This window comes from Propionimicrobium sp. PCR01-08-3 (assembly GCF_030286045.1).
In the GTDB taxonomy this organism is placed as follows: domain Bacteria; phylum Actinomycetota; class Actinomycetes; order Propionibacteriales; family Propionibacteriaceae; genus Brooklawnia.
This window is the reverse complement of record NZ_CP127390.1, coordinates 111,621-134,745: the sequence shown is the minus strand read 5'-3', so window position 1 is coordinate 134,745 and position 23,125 is coordinate 111,621. Positions and strand designations below refer to the sequence as shown.

Genomic DNA, 23,125 nt, shown 5'->3' with positions numbered 1-23,125 from the left:
AGCCACGCCGCCAAGCCGCAGACTACAAAGTAACGACTCCAGAACACCCAGAGGTGTCAGCGGCGATCATCGCGCGAAGCCGCATGTCATTTCTGTCAGATCCCCGCCTTCCTCATCGAAGAGCCACCTTGCTCCAACGATTATGCACTGACGATAGGCGGGTGATACCCCGTTGGCAACTATCGATGGACGATCCGGAGCCTGTTGCGCCGGGAAACTTGAGTCCACCAGCCTCCGATATCGGCTGTCATTTTCGGGTTGTCGGGACTAGGCCGCGGTGTGAGATGATCGAACAGCAGCCCGTCAAATCGCATCTGTTGTGGTTGGAGGACGAAGTGCGAAACCTCACCTACTACGTCGCCGTCAGCCTTGACGGCTATATCGCTGGCCCACATGGAGAATTCGACTCCTTCCTCGTCGAGGGCGACCATATGGAACCGATCTGGGAGCGATATCGGGGCACGGCTCCGACGCAGATAGCCGAAGCCGCCGGTCTGTCGGTCGCCGATGGTCCATTCGACACCGTGCTCATGGGATGGAACACCTACGCCGTCGGCCTTCCCGACCATCACCTGCCCAGCCCCTATCAGCATCTGCGGCAGATCGTCTTCACCCGCAGCCATGAGGGGCCAGCAGGCAGCGAGGCGGTGCACTTCACGTCGGCCGACCCGGTAGCGACCGTTCGCGCCCTGAAGAAAGAGGACGGAAAAGATATCTGGCTGTGCGGTGGCGGCACACTCGCAGCGGTCCTCGCGGACGAGATCGACCGGCTCGCGCTGAAGATCAACCCGGTGCTCTTCGGTAACGGGATACCACTGTTCGGGGCGCGCGAATACGCCCCCGCAATGTTGGAGCGAGCCGGCACGCACGCGTTCGACTCCGGCGTACTACTCGCCGAATATCGCCGCTCCTGAGAGGAGGGGCTCACGCCGCGAGCCACCTTGCTCGCATACCAAGTCGTCGCGATGCAAGGTGGCTACTCGTGCTCCATTGCGCAGGTATCTACCTGCATATGTGCAATTACGAGACGCCGACAGTGGCTTCGGCGTGCGGCAGCCCGCGTCGTCGCCCATCACCGAATTGGCTTGTCACTGGGGTAACAACTGCCTTGGCATGGCGTTGCAGCCGCATCGCATTGGCTATCACCACGAGCACGGAGGCCTCGTGAATGAGCATGCCTATCGACATCGTCACCCCGCCGGCGAAGACCCCGGCGAGCAGCGCCAGCACCGTGATCAGCGCGACGGCCATGTTTTGCCGCATCACCCTGGTCGTCCGCTTGGCCAGGCCGATCGCCTCCGGCAGCTTGAGCAGGTTATCGCCCATCAAAGCGATGTCTGCCGTCTCGACGGCCACAGCCGAACCGGCGGCTCCCATGGCCACGCCGACATCGGCACTCGCCAGCGCCGGAGCGTCGTTCACGCCATCGCCGACCATCGCGACCGTATGACCCTGCCGCTGCAGTTCGGTGACGACATCCAGCTTGTCTTCGGGAAGAAGGGAAGCGTGAATCTCGTCGATTCCGGCGGTCTTCCCCACGGCTTCGGCGACCGGCTGCGCGTCCCCGGTGAGCATGACGACCTTCTGCACTCCGGCGCGGTGCAGCCGCGCAACCATTTCCGGAGCGTCCGCACGAATCTGATCGGCGACTGCAACCACGCCGATCACCATGCGGTCGAGGACGACGATCATGGCGGTCTTGCCGCCCGCGGCCAGATCCTGCACGATCCGAGCGGCGTGGACGCCGGCATCACCCCCGACGCCATACTGCTCAAGGAGGGCGGTGTTGCCGATCAGCACTTGCCGGCCCCGATAGTTGGACGCGATCCCCTTGCCGGGGATGGGCAGCACGCTGTCGGCGAGCTCCGTCGGCGCGACCGCCCGCTCGCGTGCCGCGTCCACGATCGGACGAGCAAGTGGGTGCTCAGAACCGGCCTCGGCGGCGGCTGCCCAAGTCAGGACTTCGTCGCGGGTCATCGTCCGGTCGAGGGCGATCACATCGGTCAGTTGAGGATGACCGGCCGTGAGCGTACCGGTCTTGTCCAGGGCAACAGCCGAGATCTTCGCCGAGTCCTCCAAGAATTCGCCGCCCTTGATCAAGATGCCGTCGCGTGCCGCGCGGCCGATGCCGGCGACGATCGCCACCGGGATCGAGATCACCAGGGCACCCGGGCAGCCGATGACAAGCAACGTCAACCCCAGCACGACATCGCCGCTGGCCAGGCCGGCGACCAGGGCCAGCATCATCACCCCGGGTGTGTACCACTTCGAGAACCGGTCGATGAAACTTTGCGTTCTCGCCTTGGCGTCCTGAGCCTCCTCCACCCGGTGGATGATGCGGGCCAAGGTGGTGTCCGTTCCCACGCCGGTGGCCTTTACCTGCAGGAAGCCGCCCCGGGAGATGGTGCCGGCGAACACCGGGTCGTCCATACTTTTCTCCGCCGGAACAGACTCGCCGGTGATGGAGGCCTCGTCGATGGCGCCGTTGCCCGCCACCACCTGGCCGTCCACAGGGACCTTGGCCCCGTTCTTGACCAGGACGATCTCGCCGACTCGCACCTGACCGGCCGGGATCTCACGTTGTTCGCCGTCGCGTATCACGATCGCGGAATCGGGCGCGACGGCCACCAGCTCGGCCAGCGCCGAGCGTGTCTTGTTCAAGGTGGCAGCCTCCAGGGCGTGGCCGATCGCGAAGAGGAATGTGACGGCCGCCGCCTCCCAGAAGTTGCCGATGACTATGGCTCCGATTGCCGCGACCGAGACCAGCAGGTCGATGCCGATCACCCGAGCGAGCAGCGCCCGCGTGGCCTTGACCACGATCGGGAAACCTGCGATCGCGGCCGCCGCGAGCATGAAGGCATCCGCCAGGGTGAATTCACCGACCGAATGCGTGGCGTGCGCACCGGCATCGAGCCACCACTGGGCGCTGAGGGTGAGGTTCGCGACGCCTGCGATCAACCGGCGGATGGCGAATGAGACGACGATGAGGACGCCGGACACCACTGGAACCAGCCAGTTGCCGCGTGCCCATCTCTGCAATCTGTTCATTTTCGATCCTGACCTTTCTGGTGGACGATCGGACGCCCCGCCGACGTGATTAAGGAAGTGAGGAAGTGGACCGCCCGAGCGTTTTGTCCGGGCGGTCCGTTTGGCTCAGAACGCCGCCGGGGTGGCCTGGTAGCCGGCCTTGCCGACTGCGGCGACCAGGTCGTCCACCGAGACGCGGGCGGGGTCATGGTCGATCTCGATGCGGGCGGACGCGAAGTGAACCTGCACGTTCTCGACGCCGTCGAGGCGGCCGAGCTGCTTCTCGATCTTGGCCACGCATGATGGGCAGGAGAAGCCCTCGGCGCGCAGAACGGTGTGGGTCATGGCGGTTGTGGATGCAGTCATCAGACGATCCCTTTCTACTGGTATTTCGTGTTGACGGCTTCACCGTAGGTTCGCGGTCGCCACGTTTCCTTGACGCAGATCAAGTTCGCGTCATGGCCGTAATGGACGCCGCATCGAGCGGTGCCGGACGAGTGGAGAGGTGCGGGGTCTCAGTAGGGTGGGATACATGGCCGACGACGATTTGTGCGTAACCCGCGTCCCGATCTTTCAGGGACTGTCGCGTCCAGAACAGTTGCGCGTCGCGGAGTTTGCTCGTCCCGCCCATGTCAAAAAGGGCGAGACCGTCTACTCGCCCGGACGGGCAGCGTCGAGTCTGTTGGTGATGCACAGCGGGCAGCTCAAGGTCGTCCACCCGTCATTGAGTGGGCAGGAGCAGATTCTGCGCACGGTCGGCGAAGGCGACGTCGTCGGAGAGCGTGCTTTTCTGACCGGCAGGCAGCCGAATGATCTCGCCGTCGCGCTGGAAGACAGCCAGATGTGCGTCTTCGATCACTCCGATCTCGCCTCCTTGGTGCACCGGTATCCCGATATCGGTCTGCGGATGCTGCGCACCGTGTCAGATCGGCTGTCGTCGGTCGAGCGGCTGCTGACGGCCATCACCTCCAGTGACGTCAGCGCCCGCATCTCCGCCTACCTGCTGGATCTGCCCACCCGAATGCGAGACGGTCTACCGGAGGTGCATCTGCCGATGGCGAAGCAAGAAATCGCCTCCTACCTCGGCACCACTCCGGAAACCCTGAGCAGGCGTCTCTCGGCGCTGGTCACCGCGGGCATCATCGAAGTTCACCGGCGCGACATCACGATCTTGGACGCCGATGCACTCGAGGGCATGGCCACTCCCGATTAGGACAGGATTTCATCGGCAAGGCCGGATCGCGGCGAGGGAAAGTCGTGATGGCGCGGTGTGGAAGGCGCGCGTGAAGGCGTAGGAGAACGCCGCGGGAGTCGCGTATCCGAGTCGACCGGCCACCTCGGTGACGCTCTGGTGCCGTAACAGTGGGATCGCAGCGAGGAGCCTGGCGCGGGAACGCCATGCCGCCGGGCTCATCCCGGTCTCCTCCCGGAACCGGCGGGTCAGCGTCCGCTCGCTCATACCGGCTTCTCGCGACCATTGTGCGTTCCCGATGGCGAGATCGGGGGCAGCAAGGTACCGGCGGCACAGGCGTCCGAACGGCACCTCGGGCGGAATCGGAATGTGCAGAGGGACGTCGGCGAGCCGGGACAGCTCGTGCAGGATCAGTGCCAGCACCGTGTTGTCACGCTCGTCCATCCCGTCACGGGGGTCGATGTCGGACGCAGTCAGCAGCAGTTCACGCGTGAGCGCCCCGACTTCGACGACGCGGCAGACGCCCGGCCACCAGGGGACGGCCGCGGCGTTGATGTAAAGACTGTTCGTCTCAACGTCGAGCATCCGGGCTTGGTGTCGCACATTCGGCGGGATCAGCACCGCCCGCTCACCCGGCACCGTCCAGGCACCATCGTCCGTCTCCACCAGCATCGTCCCGGTAGCCGCGTAGAGGAACTGCGCACGGCGATGCTCGTGCCAGACCAGCAGATGATCGGGCGGGTAGACGGTCGCAATCGGCAACACCGCCACCGGCAGCGAGTCCACCTCCTCGAGCGTCACATTTCTCACCCGATCAGGATACTGGCCGAATCTCGATAGTAATTGCCCGACAACCGAATGTGTGCGCCCTCGCCTGGCGCTGGAATAGGTGAGTGATGATCCTCGCGCTTGTTTTCATCGGCATCCTGACCGGGCTTACCACCGTGCTGTTCGGGTTCGGCGGCGGGTTCGTCACCGTTCCCGTGATCGTCTGGGCCGATGCCGCCGTCGGCAGTGCGGCAGGCACGGTTGCGGTGGCTACCTCGGCGATCGTCATGGTGATCAACGCCGCCATCGCCACGTCGGCCACGCCCAACACGACACTCGGACGGCTACGCGGGCGGTCGCCCCTTCTCGTGCTACTCGCCGTCGGCGGGCTTCTCGGCGCGGTAGTCGCGCTGGCCGTTCCTTCCACGATCATCTCCTGGGGATTCGTGGTCTATGTTGCGGCTACCATTCTCGACGTGCTCGTCCGTCCGGGTTTCCTCCGTCCGGCCGTCGGCGCGCACGGCACCTCGAGAGGAGCTGCTATCCCGACCGTGCTGGGTGCACCGATCGGAGCCGTCGCGGCATTCCTCGGTGTCGGGGGCAGTGTCATGACCGTCCCGCTCCTGCGCCGCTCCGGCCTTCCCATGAGCCAGGCAACCGCACTGGCGAATCCGCTCACTCTCGCGATCAGCGTCCCCGCCGGCCTGGTATTCCTCACTGCTCGTCACACCGAGGACGTCCATGGAGCCGTGCTTGCGGTCGGCATCGTCGACCTGGGCGCCGCGGCATTTCTCCTTGTCGGCGCCATCCCGGTGATCGTGGCGCTACGCCGTCGTCCGCCCCACATTCCTGATCGAATGCATGCGTGGACCTATATAGGTCTGCTCTTCGTGGTACTGGTGGCGATGCTTCTCCCATTGATCTGAGGAGTGGCGCCGCCCGGGTCGAAAGGCTGAGTTTGGCTGGAGGGCGTCAAGTCATCTGCCACCGCTCGCGTTGAGGCCACGGTCATCGATGAGCCGCTTCGTCACCTCGCGTGCGCGTCTCAGTAGCCGGTCATCGCCATCGATACCGCGATGGGCAATGGCGCCCTCAAGCAGCAGGTAGATCTCCTGCGCGACCGCCACCGTATCCTCATGGTCCGCGGCAGATCCGGTACCGAGCAGCTGGACCAAGCGGTCCAGCACGGCTTGTTTGTGGGCGCGGATCACCCGGTAGGCGGGGTGATCCACGCTCAGCTCAGCGGCGGCGTTGATGAACGCGCAGCCTCGATCCGAGGTCTCGGAGTCCTCGGCGTAGGAGTCGAACAGGGCCAGCACCGGGGCCTCCGGCTCATGGGTAAGACGCCGTTCCATCCGATCCCACCACCGCTGGTGACGGACCTGGAGATAGACCGCGACGAGCTGATCTTTCGATCCGAACCGGTCATAGAGCGTGCGCTTGGTGATACCGGACGCCGCGGCGATCGTATCGACGCCGACCGCATGGATGCCGTGCCGGTAGAACAGCTGGGAAGCCACGTCCACGATGCGCTGCGCCCCAGGGGTCAACCGCGGCACCTGCAGCACCGCCGACGGGTCGTCTTCAAACTTCAACCGGGCTCCTCGACATTGACTTCACAGACCAGTGTACCTAGCGTGGAGTGAGGTTCACAGACCTGTGAGATAGGAGTAGGGGTGCCAGAGCAGAACACCGTGATCGAGGGCAACCCCACCGGCTTGCTCAGTCGACGTCAAACACTGTGGCTGACTGGCGCGGGCCTGTCGTTGATCGCGGTCTGCTACGGGCTGGCCCGGTTCGCATACGGGCTGTTCGTGCCGGTCTTCCGCACAGAGTTCGCCCTCGATGCCGGCACAGCCGGAGTGATCGCCTCTGGCTCATACGTCTCGTACTGCATCGCGATCATCGCCTCCACGATCCTCACTCCACGGTTCGGCGGACGCACCGTCGCCGCCGCAGCGGGCATCATCGCGACCGTAGGCGTGGTCATCGTCGCGATCGCACCGACATCCGGCGTGCTGGCAGTCGGGGTGCTCATCGCTGGATCGAGTACCGGGGTGGCATCCCCGCCCTTGGCGCACGCTGTCGCTCACACCGTGCAAGCGCCGATACGCGATCGGACGCAGACGGTGATCAACGCAGGCACCGGCGTCGGTGTCGCCATCGCCGGCCCGATCGCGCTGCTGACCCATGAGCACTGGCGGGCCGCCTGGGTCGTGTTCGCGATTGTCTGCGCCCTTGTCACCATGTGGGTCGTGTTCACGGTTCCCTCCGGGCCGACGAAGCGCTCCGGCACAGGCCGGGTCGAGGCCCAGCTCCCGCAGCCCCTCCTGCCGACCGGCAGCGGACGCCTGATCACCGCTGCGCTGCTGATGGGAATGGCAAGCTCTGCCGTATGGACTTTCGGACGCGACGTACTCATCAACACCGGAGGAATGAGTGAATCCGGCTCGTCCATCGCATGGATCTTCCTCGGCGCCTTCGGCATGCTCGGCGCAGCAACCGGCGACCTGACCCACCGGTTCGGCATCAGACCCAGCTGGATGACGGCCATGCTCGTCCTCGCCGCCGCGACGATCCTGCTAATCGCATACCCAGGCACCCTTGCTGTCGCGTGGCTGGCATCGGCGGCGTTCGGCGCCACCTACATCGCGTTGACCGGACTGCTGCTGATCTGGGGGACCGAGGTCTACCCCCAGACCCCCGCAGCCGGCGTCGGACTCGCATTCCTCATCATCGCCCTCGGCCAGGCCGTTGGTGCTGCCACGCTCGGTGTTGTCTCCGAGGGCACTGGCCCGCGCGCTGCCTTCATCGCCGCAGCCGCGATCGCCGTGACCGGTGCGTTCATCCGTGGTGGACTCCAGGGGTCGGATGGTGCGTTCACTTGGGATGGCTCAAACCCTTCTCCCTCCCGACCAAGTGAATGAGCTGGTTACGATGTACCGCAACGGAAAGACCATGCGGGAGGTCGCCGAGCACTTCCGTATACACCGCGCCACGGTGGCGATCCATCTACGATGCCGGGCGGTCACGGAGGCAGGCGGGACGACCCGCGGACCCGGCCAGCGAGCCCAGGCAGTCATCGCATCAGCACGCGGACTTGAGGCGTCGTAGCTCTGAATCGTGAGCTGCAGGTCTCGCCCCAGTACAGCTCGATACGCCCGAGCAATCCGGATTGGTTCGGTTGACATGGCCGTTCTGGACCGACCCGGCTGAGCGATAAGGATTCGCTGGTCAGGGCACGTCAGTTGACCCACTGCACGAGCTGCCAGATGAGCCCGTTCGGGTCCGCGAACTGGCAGTAGCGTTCGCCCCACGGCTCGGTCTCTGGCGGTGTCACAACGCGGGCTCCAGCCTTCTCGATCCGCTTGAACTGCTCGTCGAGATCGTCCACCACGAAAACGAGTAGCAGGCCCTGGCCAGCCGGTCCGGCGATCTCGCTCGGCTTGAAGGTAGGCATTCCGGTCGCCAGGAAGATCAGGTTGGGGCCAGCCGTGGCGTGCTGGAGCGACACGAACCCGTCTGACGCCATTGCTTCCTCGTAGCCGAAGTGCGTCTTGGCGAACGACGCCGATGCGTCGATGTCGGAGACGTTGAGCGAGATTGCGGTCTGAGTGATGTTCACGGGAGGCTCCTAGGCTAATGTTTCCTGTGCCTTTGCCCATTGCTCGACTCGTTGCGCACTTTCTTCATCGCTGAGGTCTTCAACGCGGGTCATGATCGACCAACGAACCCCGAATGGATCACGGATTGACGCGTAACGGTCGCCAGAGACAAACGTCGTGAGCGCTTCCCGAATCGTCGCGCCTGCTAGTTCTGCACGCTCGACAACAGCGTCAACATCCGCACAGTACAGGCCGATCGAATAGCAATCGCCGTCTCCCTCGGGAGGCGGCACTAACCCGAAGGCAGCGTTCGGTTCGCCGATCTGCAGGTGCCCGTTGCCGAAATCGAGCTCCGCGTGCACGACGACGCCGCCCATCTCGGTGATATCCAAAACACGGGCACCAAAGACCGAATGGTAAAACTCTGCGGCCTCAGCGGCGCGAGGAATGGCCAGGAAGGGTGTCAGGCTGGTGAAACCGTGCGGTACACCGGCGGTCGTGTGCTCACCGGTGACGCCTGTCCGAGCTGAGTTATTGTCGTTCATAGCCTTCACGCTATTGACGGGCTGGGCATAGTGTCTTGAAGATTTGCGACCAGTCCGAAGGGAGAGCGGATGCCGCAGGTAATCAGCGGACGTGGCGTGCTCTATCCGACGCGGCTGCCGACGTTCCAACGTGTCGCGGCGCCGGCCGAGCTGGCTGACTTCATCCGATGGTTCTGGATTCCGCGTTGGGACATCCCGCTAGGGCGCTCGTCGCGGCAGCATGTGCTGCCTTTCCCCGCATCCAATCTCGTGGTCGAGCCGAACGGTGTGACCCTCCAGGGGCCAACAACGCGGGCCTCGTATCGCGACCTGCGCGGGAAAGGTTGGGCTGTCGGAGCATTGCTGCGCCCCGCAGCGGTTGCGTCACTGTGCGACGAGCCCAGCGGCATCCGCGACAGCACAATCACCATCGACGCGCCTGAGCTGCACGGTGCGGTTGTCACCGCAATGCAGAGCGAGCGCGAGACCGATGCCACCGCACACGCGGCTGCGGCATTTGCCAGCTGGGCAGAGGCTCGGCTGACTCCGGCCGACGAGGGCGGACTGCTGGCAAACGCCATTGAAGACCTGATTGCGTCAGATTCGGAGATCATACGAATCGACCAGATCGCGAAGCTCGTCAACATCACCGCGCGACACGTTCAGCGCGTGACCCATCGCTACGTCGGAGTCCCGCCCTTAGCAATCATCCGTCGCTACCGCCTGCAAGAAGCCGCCGAGCGGATACGCGAGGACAGCTCACTGACGATCGGCCAGGTAGCCGCCGAACTTGGCTATGCCGATCATGCGCACCTCACGCGCGACTTTCGTCAGGTTCTTGGCCTTGCACCCGCTGACTACCGCCGCGGACTCCGTGCCGATGCGCAGAGCGACGCAGTCGACCTTCGGCTCGCGCCGTAAGCATGCCGAAGCTAGACGCGCAGCGCTCGGCGAGCGCCATGGCTTGGCGCTCCCGGGCGTGTCTTAGTGTGAGAGCCAGACCCACCACGGTCGCAATACCACGATCCGATGCTGCCCTTCCGTCTGAGGCTCATCGAGTTCATCCGGCATTCTTCACGAAGGTCCTCATCGACGAGGACAACGAGCTGCGCGTCGAATGCTCCGTCGAACTCCGCTTGGATCGAGTCGGAGTATCCGATGTCGATGCGTGGCGAGTACGCACTGTCGTGATTATCGCCATAAGCGGCGAGCACATGGTCGAGTACTGGGTCGCGGTACTGTGCGGCCGTGAGCTTCGAGTTGGCACGCAGCTCGTCGGCTGCGGCCCATAACGTAGCGCGACCCTCAGCAAGATTCTTCGTTCTCAACCCTGATTTCGTTCTCTGAGTTCTTTGCGCATCGCGCGGCGGATCATGCTGTGCGACTGCGGATTCTTCAACATTTCTTGGTAGGTCGTTCCGTCGCGGTCGGTTCGCAGCCATTCCAGGCAGGCGAGCGTCTCGCCTCGTAGGTCATCGTTGGGTGCCTCGTCGCACCATTCTTCGATGAGGTCGGCTTCCTCGTAGAAAGCGACGGTCTGTTCGTGAAAGATCTGCGTAGGAACGACGACACGGGAGCTGTAATGCACCCAACGCTGAAGGAGCAGGTTCACGCCGAAGGGCGAGAGCGTAGCAATCCGCGTGACCAGCTGGCCGGGCTCAACGGTGTAGATGTTGTCGAAGTTTGCCGCCTGATCGCGCGCCTGGCTCGTGACGTCCGGGCGCAAGTCAGGGAAGGGCATCAGATTGAAGTTCCCGCCCGTCCAGCCCGGCTCTTCGATGATCTTCCGGTTGCTGACCTCAACAACGAGGATGTGCCAAGCGAGGTCGACCCCATTGCTGCGCATGGAGCACGGGTGCTGGAGGACCACCACAGATCGTGCTTTCACCCTTCCTGACGAGCCCGGCAACTGCACACCCGTGAAGACATCGCCCGTGAAGATGGGACGCGTTCTGGACACCTCGTCTCCGCGCGCACGATAGAGGGCATCCCAGTCCGGGACACCCCCTACGTACGGTGATTCGAGATCCTTGCCCAACGGTCAACCCTTCATACGGATCGAGCGATTGCCGTCGCCCGCTTCGAACACCTCAAAGTCGGACCGGTAACGCTCACGCCACTCCGGGTCGAACTCCGTCAACAGCACCTCCGGATCGGTATGCCCACTGGCGAACTCGAACACAAGGTCAGCCCGGTTCGCGGCATACAGCGTGATCGGAGTGACCGGAACCGACGGCGACAACGGCATCTCAAACCAAGACGCAATCTCGTCCACCATGTAGTGGGAGGCGATCAAGTCACACGCGGCAAGCAGACTCGCAAGCCGAGCGCGGCTGTCACCAGATGCTTTCTCACCCTTCCGCCACTTCTGGACCGCAGGGACACTCACGCCGACCATCTGCGCGATGTCACGCCAGGCGAAACCAAGATCAGCAAGCTCTCCCAGCATGGAGGTCACGCTGGCCTTGCCGCGCTCCGCGGCGACCGTACGCCACTCCACATCGTGAATGCGCTTGTGCAGGGTCGTGTAGTCCTCGTTCAGGGCGCTCATCACGCTCCGGTTGCCGCCGATCTCGGAGGTAAGGCCCGCGGCCATCAGACGCGTTTCCGTCAGCGCCGAGGTCGCACCCGCATTGCTGGCCGTGGCCCGCGTCTCCAAGGCCGAGGTTACGGCCGGGTTTCTCGTCAGCACGTCAGTCATTGCGCAACACTTCCTCTCTCAACCGGTCGGTGATCAGGTCTTCGAAGACGCCTCGTACGGGCTCATGGAGCGAATCTGCCCGTGCAAGAACTCGGTCCGTATCGAACTCGGGAATCTCATCACCCGCCTGCCAGAAGCTGTCGATATCCAGCTTGAACAACGGCCCCGGAGGAGGCAGTGGACGGCGAAGCTCCGGGGTCGACTGGACCGCATAATCGTTCTGCGCACCGTAACGCAATACCAAGGCGCTGCTTGTTCCATGGGAGAAGACGATTGCTCCCTCATTCACGGCAGGTACAAGACCCAGATCGCCGCCGATATTCAACGGCCCCAGCAGTGCAGAGTCGACCCACTCCTTCCAGTCTGGTATGTCGTCGACTAATGGAACCCGGATCTCGTCGATGTAACGCAAGCCGATACGTTCCACTCCACCAGGGACCTCCACCACTTGCCGTAGCCGAAGCGCCACCTCAAGTAGTTCGCGCATTCGGTCGTAGCTGCCGTAGTTCGTCGTCTCAATGACAAGGCTGTCTTGGCGCATCGTCAGTGCGGTCCGCTTGTCGCGGCTCGTCCACCGTGGGAACGTCGCCACAACCTGCTGCACGGGTTGCTCACCTGGCGCTGCCTGGACGGTGATCGAGACTTCGTTCAGCTCACTCGGCAGCGGCAACAGCTGCATTACCTCGGCGGACACCTGCGCCACCTGCTTGCGTTCGAGTGGCTGGCATAGCGAGTGCCGCACCTCGACTGCCATCAGGATGATCGGCGCGTTCGGGTAAATCTCTCGCTCCCTCACGCCCGCGATCATACCTGAGATGAAACCGAAACAGAAACAGAAACCAAACGACTCAGCGAAAGATCCAGGCGTCCACGCGTGCCTCAGATGAGAATGTCCGCGTAACTGATCGGGGTTGCCTGGCCGCGTAAGCAAGGAGTTTGTCGATGGCTGCTCACCGCGAGATCACGAAGAAGTACAAGTAGGCCAGTAACTATGCAAGAGCCGACAGGGTGGAAAAGGCAACGCCCGAACCCCCATCCCGCATTGAAGCGGGGCAAGGTTCGAACGTTGCCGATTACGTGGAGGTAGCGCGACAGTGCTCGAACCTTGCCCCATCGCTCCAGTTGGCGGTCTCGTCGCATCGTGCGATCCGTCGGCGGCGCAAGAAGTTCACGGTATCGCCGACCTCCACGCGGGCGCTCCCGAGTCCGGTTCCGCGGTTGACCTTGGCGATGCTGGATGAGGCACAGCGCCGTTACATGGGTGGTGAGATCCTGCGGTTGATCGCAGGTGATCTGGGTGTAAGCCGTCAACGCCTCGCTGACCGGTTGCGTGAGCGAGGCGTGCGGCCGACACCCTCGGCTTCATCGCCGCGGGGATCGTCCTCATCGTCCTCTTCGCGCTGGTGGAACGACGCAGTTCACATCCGCTCCTGCCGCTGGGAATCCTCACCCACCGGGCTCGCGCCGGCGCGTTCCTGCTCCAGGCCATCGGTGGCTCCGTGACTATCGGCGCCACCGTGTTCCTGGCCTTCCACCTGCAGCTCGTCCTCGGATTCACACCGCTGGTCGCGGGGCTGGCTACCCTGCCCATGCCGCTCGCCTCCACCCTGCTCGCACCAATCGTGGCCAGGCTCCTCGGACGCTTCGGCCCTCGCTGGCTCATGATCACCGGGCCCCTGATCGCACCCGCGGGCATGGCACTGCTGACGTTCATCAGTCCCCAGGGCAGCTACTTCGCCGAAGTCCTCCCCGGTCTACTCCTCGCCGGAGCCGGCCTCGCCTTTCTCCTCGTCCCCCTGCAGAACGTCGCCCTGCTCGGAGTCCCCACACACGACGCAGGAGCGGCCGGAGCCACAGTGAACGCCTCCGCTCAGGTCGGCGGATCGCTCGGACTGGCCATCTTCTCCGCCGTGGGCGCCGCCGCCCAGCGCGGCACCGGAACGAGCGAGGGATCGCTGGCCTCGCTCGTGAACGGCTACTCCGCAGCCTTCGCCGCCGCCGCCATCGCGCTTCTCGTCGGAGCAGCGCTCGCGTTCCTCCTCATCCGCCCCAAGAACGACGACTCTTCAACATTGTCTGACCACGGCCCGGCACAAGTCACCGACTGAGCACGACGGCGGCGAGCGAGTGACCAGCAGGTACCCACCCGCACCCGAAAGGAGTGGCTTGCGCAGCACGAACACCCGTGAGCGGGCACGTCAGCACTCCGGTCGACCGGAGCGGTTCTCCGAGTCGGATCGATGCTGCAACAGAAAAGACCCCGCCTTGACTGTCGGCTATCGACCGATGATCAGATTCGCAGCCGCACCGCGAACCTGACCATGCCCGCCTCGTCGCCAGTACTCAGTCCGCGGTTCACACTCGAAGACGTTCGGCTGCGGTCGTGCGCGCGACCGCTACTGCTCGCCCGTGACGGTGTCGCGCGCGGTGGCGAGGGTGTGGATGGCCACGTCTGGGGCGACGCGCACGAGGGCGAAGGCGGCGATGACGAGGTCGGTCACGGTGTCGGTGAGGCGCTCCATGTCGGCGGGGTCGTCGCCTGCGAGGTGCGCGCTCACGCCGTTGCCGATCGCTGTGCGCAGTTCGAGCCGGTAGTCGGTGATGATCCGGGCGACCTCGCTGTCGGCGGCCAGGGTGGTTCCGGCGGTGTTGACGAGGAGGCATCCGGGCAGGCCCGCGGCCCGCGAGAACGCGTCTCGGAGTCCGTCCAGGTAGTCCAGGATCGCGGATCGGTCGACGGACTCCTGCTGGAGCGGGCGCAGGCGGGGGCGGATGACCTCGTTCAGATAGCTCTGCACGGCGGCGTCGAAGAGGCCGCGTTTCGAGCCGAACGAGTTGTAGATGCTTGACCGGCTGAGTCCCGTGGCCTCCTCGAGCGCGGGGAGGGAGGCTTCGGCGTAGCCGTCGCGCCAGAACACCTCGCGGGCTGAGCGCACGGCGGCGTCGCGGTCGAAGGCCAGGGTTCGCGCCATGCCGACTACCTCTTTCTGTTCCGTTCGATCCAGTATATACTAGACTGACCGATACAGAATGGTTCGCGGCTGCCGCCGCGCTCATCGAAAGGGAACCGCCATGGTCATCGCTGGACTCATCCTCGCCGGCGTCGCCGCGCTCATCCACGTCTACATCTTCGTCCTGGAGTCGCTGGGCTGGACCGGCCAGCGCGCGCAGGCCACCTTCGGCCACACCGCCGAGCAGGCCGCTCCCACGAAGGCCCTCGCGTTCAACCAGGGCTTCTACAACCTCTTCCTCGCCATCGCCGTGTTCCTCGGGATCGTGTTCGTCGCGATCGGCCAGACCGCGATCGGCGCGACGCTCGTATTCACCGGTGCGGGCTCGATGGCCGCCGCCGCTCTCGTGTTGCTGCTGTCCAGCCCCGACAAGGCCGCCGCAGCGCTCAAGCAGGGCGTGATCCCCGCGCTGGGCGTCGTCGCCCTCGCCATCGGCCTCGCTCTCTGACCCCGATCCCCCGTTCCACCCGAGAGAAAGAGCACCTCCGCATGTCTGCGTTCACCAGCACCCAGATTCAGCTCGCCCGTCGCCCCGAGGGCTGGCCGACCCACGACGACTTCCGCGCCGTCACCGTCAAGCACGGCGACCTCCAGCCGGGCCAGGTACGGGTGCGCAACGAGTTCGTCTCCGTCGACCCCTATATGCGCGGGCGAATGAACGACGTGCGCAGCTACGTCGCCCCCTACGCCCTCGGCGAGACGATCACCGGCGGCGCGATCGGCCGCGTCGTCGCCTCGGCAGCGGACGAGGTGCCCGTGGGGGCCGTCGTGCTGCACCAGCACGGCTGGAGTGACACGGTGCAGGCCGACGCCGCGACCTTCCGCGTCGTGCCGGAGGTGCCGGGTCTGCCGCTGTCGCTGCGCCTCCATATCCTGGGCATGACCGGGCTGACGGCCTACGTGGGCCTCACCGCGATCGCGGGGCTGAAGGAGGGTGACACGGTGTTCGTCTCCGGTGCGGCCGGGGCCGTCGGCACCGCCGTCGGGCAGATCGCCAAGCTCCTCGGTGCGCGCCGCGTCATCGGCTCGGCAGGATCGGCCGAGAAGGTCGCGCTGCTGACCGAGAAGTACGGCTACGACGCGGCCTTCAACTACAAGGACGACCCCGTGCGCGAACAGCTCGCCGCCATCGCCCCCGAGGGCATCGACGTGTTCTTCGACAACGTCGGCGGCGACCACCTCGAAGCCGCCCTCGACGCCTTCAACGACGGCGGCCGAGCCGCCCTGTGCGGGGCGATCGCCGGCTACAACACGACCGAGCGCGCCCCCGGGCCCGACAACCTCGCCAACGTCATCACCCGCGCCCTCACCCTCCGCGGCTTCACCCTCGCGGCCTGGCTGCACCTCGCCCCGGAGTTCCAGGAGAGGATGACCGCCTGGTTCGCCGCCGGGAAGATCGCCTACGACGAGACCATCGTCGACGGCATCGAGCACACCGTCGACGCCTTCCTCGACATGATGCGCGGCGCCAACACCGGCAAGATGCTCGTGCGCATCGCCCCGGAGCAGGCATGAGCGACGAGACCGACCTGATCGTCTCGACACCGGGCGGGCGCCTGCGCGGCGCCCGTCTGGGCTCGGTCGACACCTGGCGCGGCATCCCGTTCGCGGCCCCGCCCACGGGACCGTTGCGGTTCCGGGCCCCGCAGCCGACCGCAGACTGGGATGGTGTGCGGGACGCGACCGCGTTCGGCCCCGCACCGATCCAGCGGGTCGGCCTCGGGGCCGTCGCCGGGCAGATCAGCGAGGACGCGCTGACCGTCAACGTCACCCGGCGCGCCCAGACCGCTCCGGGCCTCAAGCCGGTGCTGGTGTTCCTCTACGGCGGATCGAACATCGGCGGGACCAGCTCCTACCCCCTCTTCGGCGGGCTGCCCCTCCTCGCTGCGGAAGACATCGTCTACGTCACCGGCAACTACCGAGTCGGACCGTTCGGCTTCATCGACTTCAGCCAATACTCCACCCCCGCCCACCCCATCGACGGGAACCTGGGTCTCCGCGACCAGCTCGCGATCCTCCAGTGGGTCAAGCGCAACATCGCCGCGTTCGGCGGAGACCCGGACAACGTCACCCTCGCCGGTCAGTCCGCCGGCGCGCTCGGCGTGACGACGCTCATGGCGACACCGGCCGCGGCGGGCCTCTTCCACGCGGCCATCGCCCAATCCTCGCCCGTCGCATCCATCACCGGTCACGAGCGAGCCGACGCCCGCGCCCGAGCCGTGGCCGAAGCCCTCGGAGCGGACGAGGACTCCGCCGCCCAGGCGTTGCGTGACGTCGACCCGTTTCGGCTGCTCGACGCGGCCGATCAGGCACTGGCTGCCGAACAGGTCGAACGGCCAGGCGTTCTCAGCTACGCCTCGACCATCGACGGAGACCTCCTGCCCGAGCACCCGCTGGACGTGCTCTCCACCGGCCGCGGACACTCGGTGCCGCTGCTGATCGTCACGACCGATAACGAAGGCACGCTGTTCGCCCGGCTCACGAAGACCCGGGACTGATGCGCGGGTAGGTGTCACATGATCTGTGGCGCTGGAGAGCGTCGCAGGGAAGGATGTGCACCATGCCCGCTCCCTATCCCCAGGAGTTCCGTGACGACGTCGTGTGTGTTGCGAGGAACCGTGAACCTGGCCAGAAGCTCTCGGTGATCGCGAAGGACTTCGGGATCTCGGAGTCCTGCTTGACGAACTGGATGCGCCAGGCCGATGTCGAGGACGGTGCCCGGCCCGGCAAGACCCGAGAGGAATCTTCCGAGCTATGTGATGCGCGCAAGCGGATCCGGCTGCTGGAGCAGGAGAACGAGGTCCTGCGCCGCGCTGCCGCCTACCTCTCGCAGGCGAATCTGCCGGGAAAGGCTCTACCCGCTCGTGAGTGAGCTCGCCGCCGACGGGGTCCCTGTCGCGGTGTCCTTGCGGGTGTTGAAGCTCTCCCGCCAGCCCTACTACCGCTGGCGGAAACAGCAGGTCACCGAGTCCGAGCTGGTCGAGGCCTACCGGGCGAACGCGCTGTTCGACGCCCACCGTGACGATCCCGAGTTCGGCTACCGGTTCCTCGCCGGGGAAGCGGAAGCCGCTGGTGAGTCGATGTGTGAGCGGACCGCGTGGCGGATCTGCCGGGACAATCAGTGGTGGTCGGTGTTCGGGAAGAAGCGCGGCAAGAACGGCAAGCGCCCCGGACCGCCCGTGCACGACGACCTGATCAAGCGCGACTTCACCGCCGATGACGTCAACGAGATATGGCTGACTGACATTCCCCCGCTGCGCGCTCCGCGCATGATCGCAGCGGGAGGTGCCCCCTCCGAGCACTGGACCGACGAGGGGAAGCTCTACCTCTGCGCGATCAAGGACGTGTTCTCCGGCCGGATCGTCGGCTACTCCATCAGCGACCGGATGAAGGCCCGCCTCGCGGTGAACGCCCTGAACAACGCGGTCACGCGTCGTGATGCGGCTGGTTGCATCGTGCATTCGGACCGAGGATCCCAGTTTCGAGCGCGGAGCTTTGTGCACGCCCTGAACCGCCATCACCTCATCGGATCGATGGGCAAAGTCGGTGCTGCCGGGGACAACGCCGCGATGGAGTCCTTCTTCGCCCTGCTCCAGAAGAACGTCCTGGACCGCAAGCGCTGTCGAACTCGAGAAGATCTCCGGATCGCGATCATCACCTGGATCGAGCGGACCTACCATCGACGCCGCCGGCAGGCCCGCCTGGGCCGATTGACCCCCATCGAATACGAGACCATCATGAACCCGACCGTCAGCCTGGCGGCCTAACCCCAGCTGACACCTGATCGCGCATCAGTCCCGGATGCTGCACCACGAGTTCGACCGGCTCATGGCCGCCGAAACCGCAGAACTCGAACGGCTCACCGCGAACCGCGACCGGCTCGAAGGCGAGCAAGACCGGCTCATGCAAGCCCACTACGCCGACGCCATCCCGCTGAGCGTCCTCAAACGCGAGCAGGACCGCATCACGGGCGAGCTCGACAAGGTGACCCGGCGCATCGACGCCCACTATGGTGACTACGCCGACGCCCGCGCACACCTCGACGACGCGCTCGGGCTCCTCGCGAACTGCGCCGACATCTACGCCCGCTGCGACGACACGAACCGGCGGCTCTGCAACCGGGCCTTCTTCACCAAGGTCTTCATCGACGAGGACAACGAGCTGCGCGTCGAGCACAACCGGCCCTTCGAAATGCTGCTCGACCCCCAGGTCAACGCCAACGCGCTGACCTGGGCCGCAGATGCCGACAAGGCTCGAACCTCTACCAACATTGACGTTGGCAAGGGTTCGAGCCTTGTGCGTGGAGTGGAGCATAGGGGATTCGAACCCCTGACCTTCTCATTGCGAACGAGACGCGCTACCAACTGCGCCAATGCCCCATGTCCGTTTTCGCGGTACCCGATGATGGTACACGAACCATCCGTTCCACCCCAAAACTCTGTCGTCGAGGATGGCAAGACCTCCGCCACGAGGGCGCGCATTCGTCCTGCGGCGAATTTCAGACGCTCGCCCGCGGCGATCTCAAAGCCCAGGGATCAACGTGACCGTTGACAGCAACGCTCCCATCGCTCGGGGTAAACCCGCGGCGCCGGAGCCGCCGAGCTACTCGCCGACGGCGCGCGGCAACTCGTCTTGCGCGCTCGAATCGTCCGACTGCGCAACCGGACGCTCCGCGGTAACGGGCATGCCCAATTCGCTGGACGACACCGGGGCGGACAGGTCGATCGTCCGGACAGAACGCGGCAGCAACGGCTTCGACACATATGTGGTGGGGGTCACCGGAATCGGGTCCCACAATGATCCGAGGTTATCGGCGAGCGGGCCGTCCAGATCGATCGACCGCTCGGTCTCGGTCGTGTGCTCGTCTTCATGACTCATCGCGGAGCCTCCGATGACGACGGTCATCTCTTCGTTGCCGAATTCGAGTTCCTCGCGTTCGGCCGCGAGCATGCGGTCGATGGTCACCACGCTGATCCGGCTCAGGACGATCCACCCGATCAGCAGACCAATCGGCAGCGCCGTCCACCAATGCGAGATCGGCAATACGAACGGCAGCGCCACACCTACCGCAACCATCACGAGATGCACGAGCAATCCAACCTTGCGGCGGCGCATCGAGGTATGCGAAATGGCATGCAGATCACGCCTGGCGGCACGCCGGGTGCACGGGGTCGAAACCGGCGCGCCCGAATCACTCAGAAAATCTGCATCCGCCTCGCCACTACGGCGAATAACCCGCATCGAGTCCGCGAACTCATCAATCGTGCGCTCATCTATCCGGCCCTGCTGATCATGCTGGCCCAAGTATTGCGGCACAAGAATGATCAGCCACACGACAACGATTGCCCCGAAGATCACTCCTGTCATCACGCGACCAAAACTAGGGCCCACCGCTCGCACCGTCACCAAGGCGCGCCGCGGATACCGAACTTAGGCCCCGGAGGATTGTCGCTGCGCGCCGCTTCCCGGGTCGTGCGCCTGACTGGCCTGTTGCTGGCAAACCGGGTGAAGAACGGAGCGCACGAGCGCAGCCTCCGTCAGTTTCTCAGGACGCCAGGCCCGGCACCTCGCCCTTCGCCAGCAAACGGTTCAGCAGACCGCCGGGCACCTCACCGCGATTCAGCGAGAACACCCGGTGGTCACGCCATTCGCCATTGATGTGCAGATAAGCCGGACGCATTCCCTCGTCACGGAAGCCGAGTTTCTCAGCCACCCGCAGGCTGGGCGCGTTCTCCGGACGAATGCAGATCTCGATGCGATGCAGCCGCATCACCTGCCAGCAATAGTCACAGGCCAACGCCACCGCCGCCGGCATCAGTCCCTGACCGGCATGACCGCGATCGATCCAGTATCCGATGACTCCCGATCTGGCCGACCCGGTGAGAATATTCGAAACCGTGACCTGACCGATCACCTCGGTGTGCTCGGTGCGCTTCGGGCAACTGGGCCAATCTCGATCGATCGCCAACGCCCACGGCAGCATCCCACCGCTCTTCGCCTGCTTGTTCGTCTTCCGTAGCCACGCCTGATACGGCAGCGGATGGCCCGTTCCATCGGGAGGCAGCGTCGCATCCCACTCGTGCGTCCACGAATAATTGGACGACCGCAGCTGATCCCACGCGGCTTCATCGCGCTTGCCGAGCGGACGCAAGACCACTGCGCCCGCCCGGACGGCGACCGGCCACCGGTGACTCGCCGGCAGCACGACACCCGTCGGCCAGCCCGCGAGCGGCCGTTCAGGCGAATCGGCTTCAGTCATCAAGCAGCCAGCATCCCACCCGCTCACCGAGGGAGATCACCGGCCCCGTCTCATCGAGCACCACAAGCGCATCCGCACTGACCAGGTCGGTCAATCGCGGATAATCCGGGCTGCCGAGCGGTACCACGACCTTCTCGCCCTCCTGGGTGCGCACCGTGCCCAGCCTGACCGACACGGTTCCCTCGCGTCCACGCAGCTCGCCGCCCGCAATGCATCTGGTGACCGGCTGGTTCACCACGGGGGCTCCCATCAGTTTGCGGATCAGCGGGCGCACGAAGAACTGGTATTCGACATAGGACGCGACCGGATCGTCCGGTAGCAGAATCAACGGGATCTCGTCTTCGCCGACCAGCGCCAGGCCGATGCGTCCGCCCGGCTCGAGAGCCACATCGGCGACGTCCATCAAACCCATGGCCGCCACCACCCGGGTCAGCTGGCCGGCATCATCCAGATCGCCTGAGACCAGCACGATATCGGCGCGAATCAGTTGGTCACTGATCAGATCTTGCAGCTCACGATCGGTGCCACTGGCATTGCTGACCCGCCACACCTGCACGCCATCGGATTTCAGGGCGGACGCAAGCAGCGGCGACTCCACGTCGGTGTGGCCTTCTTCCTCGGCCACGCTCAGCACCACGACCCTCGGACGCGGACGCGCCAGCACCCGGTCGACGCCGGCGAGTGCGAGCAACGCGCTATTCCGGGCGTCCAGCCGTTCGCCCGAACGCATGATCGGCACCCCGGCGCGAGCCTCGGAGCCGCTCCACCGCACATGCTCCCCCAACTTCACCGGATGCGTGACGGTCAACGCCTGATCATCGAGCTCGGCGTCCCGGTCGGCGATCACGGCGTCCATGCCCTCGGGTAGCGGCTGGCCTTGGCGTACCCGCACTGCCGATCCGGGCTTGCGGGCCTTGTCGCCGGCGCGTACCTGCAGCCGGACCTCACCGGCGCCGGCACCCGCGAGATCGTCGGCGCGCACCGCATATCCGGCAACCGCCACGAGGTCATCGTCCGGCAGATTGTTGTCGGTGATGATGTCCTCACACACGGCGGTGCCCCACGCATCCAGCAGGTACATGCCGAAGGCGGGCAGCGGCGTCACCAACGAAAGCAGATACTCTTTCTCGTCGGCGACACTGCGGCGACCATCCGCATCAGCGGCAGGAGGTTCGGGCAAAGTCGGTTCTGGAGCAGTCTCCTCGGGTTCGGTGACGACCTCGACAGGTTCGCTGCGACGTTTGAACAAGCGCATGGCCCTACGATAGGTGAATGATTCAGCAACCACGCGCAGCCGTGCCCACGCGTGGACTGATCCGTGCCGAGATTCGTGCCCGCCGAACCTCACGATCGCTTGCCGAGCAGCATGCGGACGATCAGTTGCGCGACGCTCGGGTCTTGGCGTTGGTGTCCGAACTGTTGGATGGCCACGCCTCTTCGGGCGCGGCGACGTTGGCCTGTTACCTCTCCAGGCCCGGCGAGCCCGGGACGCTGGATCTGGTCGGCGAACTGGCCGAACACTACCGGCTCCTCGTCCCCAAATTGAGCGTCGACAAGAACGGACGTAGACGCCCCGCGCCCGACTGGGCACTCTTCGAGGGAACCGATCAATTGGTTCCCGGAGTCTTCGGGATTCCCGACCCGGCGGGACTTGGGCTGGGCGGTGCCGCACTCCGGCAGGCCGACGTGGTGATCGCAGCGGCGCTTTGTGCGGGTGTTGACGGCAGCCGACTGGGCACCGGAGGCGGATGGTTCGACCGTGCCTTGCTGCACCGGCGTGCCGACGCTCCGGTGATCGTGCTTCTCAACGAGGACGAGGTTCGCCAGGCTCCCCAGGAGCCACACGATCAACCGGTCCACTGGCTCGTCACTCCCCATCGGACGATCAAGACCACCTGCGCCGATCAGCCTGGGCAACTGACCGCAACGACCGGCTCCTGATAACGCGGCGGCCGGCAGAAGCGTTATGATTGGCAGTCGGAAGGCCCGAGTGCTACTCACCGGCAGCGGGTGCTTCCCCAAAGACAACGTCGAAAGC

At 65.1% G+C, this 23,125-nt stretch carries 25 protein-coding genes and 1 tRNA gene; 11 read left to right on the top strand and 15 right to left on the bottom strand.

Annotated features, from left to right (window positions below; translation table 11 throughout):
• Positions 1 to 284: 284 nt before the first annotated feature.
• Complete coding sequence (locus tag QQ658_RS00665) at positions 285 to 914, top strand: dihydrofolate reductase family protein (RefSeq protein WP_286025766.1); 630 nt, start codon at positions 285 to 287, stop codon at positions 912 to 914.
• Between the two features lie 106 nt (positions 915 to 1,020).
• Here the strand turns inward: QQ658_RS00665 and QQ658_RS00660 are convergent, their stop codons facing one another.
• Positions 1,021 to 3,048, bottom strand: a complete 2,028-nt coding sequence (locus QQ658_RS00660) for a heavy metal translocating P-type ATPase (protein ID WP_286025765.1) — start codon at positions 3,046 to 3,048, stop codon at positions 1,021 to 1,023.
• 105 nt (positions 3,049 to 3,153) lie between these two features.
• The gene (locus tag QQ658_RS00655) at positions 3,154 to 3,393 is read right to left on the bottom strand and encodes a heavy-metal-associated domain-containing protein (RefSeq protein WP_286025764.1); all 240 of its coding nucleotides are present in this window, start codon (positions 3,391 to 3,393) and stop codon (positions 3,154 to 3,156) included.
• Positions 3,394 to 3,559: 166 nt separating this feature from the next.
• Here QQ658_RS00655 and QQ658_RS00650 point away from each other — a divergent pair, with 166 nt between their 5' ends.
• Positions 3,560 to 4,240 carry a Crp/Fnr family transcriptional regulator gene (locus tag QQ658_RS00650; RefSeq protein WP_286025763.1) on the top strand — a complete coding sequence of 227 codons (681 nt, stop codon included), beginning with the start codon at positions 3,560 to 3,562 and terminating at the stop codon, positions 4,238 to 4,240.
• Between the two features lie 9 nt (positions 4,241 to 4,249).
• Here the strand turns inward: QQ658_RS00650 and QQ658_RS00645 are convergent, their stop codons facing one another.
• Entirely contained in the window at positions 4,250 to 5,029 is a 780-nt protein-coding gene (locus QQ658_RS00645) for an AraC family transcriptional regulator (RefSeq protein WP_286025762.1), read from the bottom strand.
• A gap of 86 nt (positions 5,030 to 5,115) precedes the next feature.
• On the opposite strand from QQ658_RS00645, the gene QQ658_RS00640 reads away from it, so the two are divergent.
• The gene (locus QQ658_RS00640) at positions 5,116 to 5,913 is read left to right on the top strand and encodes a sulfite exporter TauE/SafE family protein (protein WP_286025761.1); all 798 of its coding nucleotides are present in this window, start codon (positions 5,116 to 5,118) and stop codon (positions 5,911 to 5,913) included.
• Between the two features lie 51 nt (positions 5,914 to 5,964).
• Here QQ658_RS00640 and QQ658_RS00635 read toward each other — a convergent pair whose 3' ends face one another.
• Complete coding sequence (locus QQ658_RS00635) at positions 5,965 to 6,582, bottom strand: TetR/AcrR family transcriptional regulator (protein WP_286025760.1); 618 nt, start codon at positions 6,580 to 6,582, stop codon at positions 5,965 to 5,967.
• 81 nt (positions 6,583 to 6,663) lie between these two features.
• On the opposite strand from QQ658_RS00635, the gene QQ658_RS00630 reads away from it, so the two are divergent.
• Complete coding sequence (locus tag QQ658_RS00630; RefSeq protein ID WP_286025759.1) at positions 6,664 to 7,914, top strand: MFS transporter; 1,251 nt, start codon at positions 6,664 to 6,666, stop codon at positions 7,912 to 7,914.
• Between the two features lie 317 nt (positions 7,915 to 8,231).
• Here QQ658_RS00630 and QQ658_RS00625 read toward each other — a convergent pair whose 3' ends face one another.
• Positions 8,232 to 8,612: a VOC family protein gene (locus tag QQ658_RS00625; RefSeq protein ID WP_286025758.1), complete on the bottom strand. Its 381-nt coding sequence runs from the start codon at positions 8,610 to 8,612 to the stop codon at positions 8,232 to 8,234.
• A gap of 9 nt (positions 8,613 to 8,621) precedes the next feature.
• The gene (locus tag QQ658_RS00620; RefSeq protein WP_286025757.1) at positions 8,622 to 9,137 is read right to left on the bottom strand and encodes a VOC family protein; all 516 of its coding nucleotides are present in this window, start codon (positions 9,135 to 9,137) and stop codon (positions 8,622 to 8,624) included.
• Between the two features lie 69 nt (positions 9,138 to 9,206).
• Here QQ658_RS00620 and QQ658_RS00615 point away from each other — a divergent pair, with 69 nt between their 5' ends.
• Positions 9,207 to 10,037, top strand: coding sequence for a helix-turn-helix domain-containing protein (locus QQ658_RS00615; RefSeq protein WP_286025756.1), 831 nt, complete (start codon positions 9,207 to 9,209; stop codon positions 10,035 to 10,037).
• A 403-nt stretch (positions 10,038 to 10,440) separates the two neighbouring features.
• On the opposite strand, the gene QQ658_RS00610 is transcribed toward QQ658_RS00615, so the two are convergent.
• From QQ658_RS00610 to QQ658_RS00600, 3 genes are read right to left on the bottom strand one after another with little or no spacing between them, the layout of a single operon-like run.
• Positions 10,441 to 11,154 (bottom strand): hypothetical protein, encoded by a 714-nt coding sequence (locus QQ658_RS00610; RefSeq protein WP_286025755.1) that lies wholly within the window; start codon positions 11,152 to 11,154, stop codon positions 10,441 to 10,443.
• A gap of 3 nt (positions 11,155 to 11,157) precedes the next feature.
• Complete coding sequence (locus tag QQ658_RS00605) at positions 11,158 to 11,817, bottom strand: hypothetical protein (RefSeq protein ID WP_286025754.1); 660 nt, start codon at positions 11,815 to 11,817, stop codon at positions 11,158 to 11,160.
• Positions 11,810 to 12,613: a TIGR04255 family protein gene (locus QQ658_RS00600; protein WP_286025753.1), complete on the bottom strand. Its 804-nt coding sequence runs from the start codon at positions 12,611 to 12,613 to the stop codon at positions 11,810 to 11,812. The genes QQ658_RS00605 and QQ658_RS00600 overlap by 8 nt, the downstream gene beginning before the upstream one ends.
• A 568-nt stretch (positions 12,614 to 13,181) precedes the next feature.
• On the opposite strand from QQ658_RS00600, the gene QQ658_RS00595 reads away from it, so the two are divergent.
• Positions 13,182 to 13,925, top strand: a complete 744-nt coding sequence (locus QQ658_RS00595; RefSeq protein ID WP_353057967.1) for an MFS transporter — start codon at positions 13,182 to 13,184, stop codon at positions 13,923 to 13,925.
• A 288-nt stretch (positions 13,926 to 14,213) separates the two neighbouring features.
• On the opposite strand, the gene QQ658_RS00590 is transcribed toward QQ658_RS00595, so the two are convergent.
• Positions 14,214 to 14,789 (bottom strand): TetR/AcrR family transcriptional regulator, encoded by a 576-nt coding sequence (locus tag QQ658_RS00590; protein ID WP_286025751.1) that lies wholly within the window; start codon positions 14,787 to 14,789, stop codon positions 14,214 to 14,216.
• 100 nt (positions 14,790 to 14,889) lie between these two features.
• On the opposite strand from QQ658_RS00590, the gene QQ658_RS00585 reads away from it, so the two are divergent.
• The 4 genes from QQ658_RS00585 to QQ658_RS00570 all read left to right on the top strand — a co-directional run bounded on the left by QQ658_RS00585 (position 14,890) and on the right by QQ658_RS00570 (position 18,595).
• Positions 14,890 to 15,276, top strand: a complete 387-nt coding sequence (locus tag QQ658_RS00585; RefSeq protein WP_286025750.1) for a DUF1304 domain-containing protein — start codon at positions 14,890 to 14,892, stop codon at positions 15,274 to 15,276.
• Positions 15,277 to 15,317: 41 nt separating this feature from the next.
• On the top strand, positions 15,318 to 16,343 hold the full coding sequence (locus tag QQ658_RS00580) for an NADP-dependent oxidoreductase (RefSeq protein WP_286025749.1): 1,026 nt from the start codon (positions 15,318 to 15,320) through the stop codon (positions 16,341 to 16,343).
• On the top strand, positions 16,340 to 17,326 hold the full coding sequence (locus tag QQ658_RS00575; protein WP_286025748.1) for a carboxylesterase family protein: 987 nt from the start codon (positions 16,340 to 16,342) through the stop codon (positions 17,324 to 17,326). Before QQ658_RS00580 ends, QQ658_RS00575 begins: the two co-directional genes overlap by 4 nt.
• Before the next feature lie 62 nt (positions 17,327 to 17,388).
• Positions 17,389 to 18,595 (top strand): IS3 family transposase gene (locus QQ658_RS00570; RefSeq protein WP_286025747.1). Its coding sequence is split into 2 segments (ribosomal slippage): positions 17,389 to 17,673 and positions 17,675 to 18,595, totalling 1,206 coding nucleotides; the frame shifts between segments, so codons are not numbered across the junction.
• Here QQ658_RS00570 and QQ658_RS00565 read toward each other — a convergent pair.
• The 5 genes from QQ658_RS00565 to QQ658_RS00545 all read right to left on the bottom strand — a co-directional run bounded on the left by QQ658_RS00565 (position 18,579) and on the right by QQ658_RS00545 (position 22,342).
• Positions 18,579 to 19,004, bottom strand: a complete 426-nt coding sequence (locus QQ658_RS00565; RefSeq protein WP_286025746.1) for a hypothetical protein — start codon at positions 19,002 to 19,004, stop codon at positions 18,579 to 18,581. The genes QQ658_RS00570 and QQ658_RS00565 overlap by 17 nt on opposite strands.
• A gap of 130 nt (positions 19,005 to 19,134) precedes the next feature.
• A tRNA-Ala gene (locus QQ658_RS00560) sits at positions 19,135 to 19,207 on the bottom strand.
• Between the two features lie 223 nt (positions 19,208 to 19,430).
• Positions 19,431 to 20,198, bottom strand: a complete 768-nt coding sequence (locus QQ658_RS00555; RefSeq protein WP_286025745.1) for a hypothetical protein — start codon at positions 20,196 to 20,198, stop codon at positions 19,431 to 19,433.
• A gap of 175 nt (positions 20,199 to 20,373) precedes the next feature.
• Positions 20,374 to 21,087 (bottom strand): GNAT family N-acetyltransferase, encoded by a 714-nt coding sequence (locus QQ658_RS00550; protein ID WP_286025744.1) that lies wholly within the window; start codon positions 21,085 to 21,087, stop codon positions 20,374 to 20,376.
• On the bottom strand, positions 21,080 to 22,342 hold the full coding sequence (locus QQ658_RS00545; protein ID WP_286025743.1) for a molybdopterin molybdotransferase MoeA: 1,263 nt from the start codon (positions 22,340 to 22,342) through the stop codon (positions 21,080 to 21,082). The genes QQ658_RS00550 and QQ658_RS00545 overlap by 8 nt, the downstream gene beginning before the upstream one ends.
• 17 nt (positions 22,343 to 22,359) lie before the next feature.
• Here QQ658_RS00545 and QQ658_RS00540 point away from each other — a divergent pair, with 17 nt between their 5' ends.
• A complete protein-coding gene (locus QQ658_RS00540) occupies positions 22,360 to 23,028 on the top strand; it encodes a 5-formyltetrahydrofolate cyclo-ligase (RefSeq protein ID WP_286025742.1) in 669 nt (222 codons plus the stop codon).
• Positions 23,029 to 23,125: the final 97 nt, after the last annotated feature.

Coding starts and splice junctions, on each gene's coding strand:
- QQ658_RS00665 (WP_286025766.1), top strand. CDS start 285: ATGATCGAACAGCAGCCCGTCAAATCGCATCTGTTGTGGTTGGAGGAC.
- QQ658_RS00660 (WP_286025765.1), bottom strand. CDS start 3,048: ATGAACAGATTGCAGAGATGGGCACGCGGCAACTGGCTGGTTCCAGTG.
- QQ658_RS00655 (WP_286025764.1), bottom strand. CDS start 3,393: ATGACTGCATCCACAACCGCCATGACCCACACCGTTCTGCGCGCCGAG.
- QQ658_RS00650 (WP_286025763.1), top strand. CDS start 3,560: ATGGCCGACGACGATTTGTGCGTAACCCGCGTCCCGATCTTTCAGGGA.
- QQ658_RS00640 (WP_286025761.1), top strand. CDS start 5,116: ATGATCCTCGCGCTTGTTTTCATCGGCATCCTGACCGGGCTTACCACC.
- QQ658_RS00620 (WP_286025757.1), bottom strand. CDS start 9,137: ATGAACGACAATAACTCAGCTCGGACAGGCGTCACCGGTGAGCACACG.
- QQ658_RS00615 (WP_286025756.1), top strand. CDS start 9,207: ATGCCGCAGGTAATCAGCGGACGTGGCGTGCTCTATCCGACGCGGCTG.
- QQ658_RS00605 (WP_286025754.1), bottom strand. CDS start 11,817: ATGACTGACGTGCTGACGAGAAACCCGGCCGTAACCTCGGCCTTGGAG.
- QQ658_RS00590 (WP_286025751.1), bottom strand. CDS start 14,789: ATGGCGCGAACCCTGGCCTTCGACCGCGACGCCGCCGTGCGCTCAGCC.
- QQ658_RS00585 (WP_286025750.1), top strand. CDS start 14,890: ATGGTCATCGCTGGACTCATCCTCGCCGGCGTCGCCGCGCTCATCCAC.
- QQ658_RS00580 (WP_286025749.1), top strand. CDS start 15,318: ATGTCTGCGTTCACCAGCACCCAGATTCAGCTCGCCCGTCGCCCCGAG.
- QQ658_RS00575 (WP_286025748.1), top strand. CDS start 16,340: ATGAGCGACGAGACCGACCTGATCGTCTCGACACCGGGCGGGCGCCTG.
- QQ658_RS00550 (WP_286025744.1), bottom strand. CDS start 21,087: ATGACTGAAGCCGATTCGCCTGAACGGCCGCTCGCGGGCTGGCCGACG.
- QQ658_RS00545 (WP_286025743.1), bottom strand. CDS start 22,342: ATGCGCTTGTTCAAACGTCGCAGCGAACCTGTCGAGGTCGTCACCGAA.
- QQ658_RS00540 (WP_286025742.1), top strand. CDS start 22,360: ATGATTCAGCAACCACGCGCAGCCGTGCCCACGCGTGGACTGATCCGT.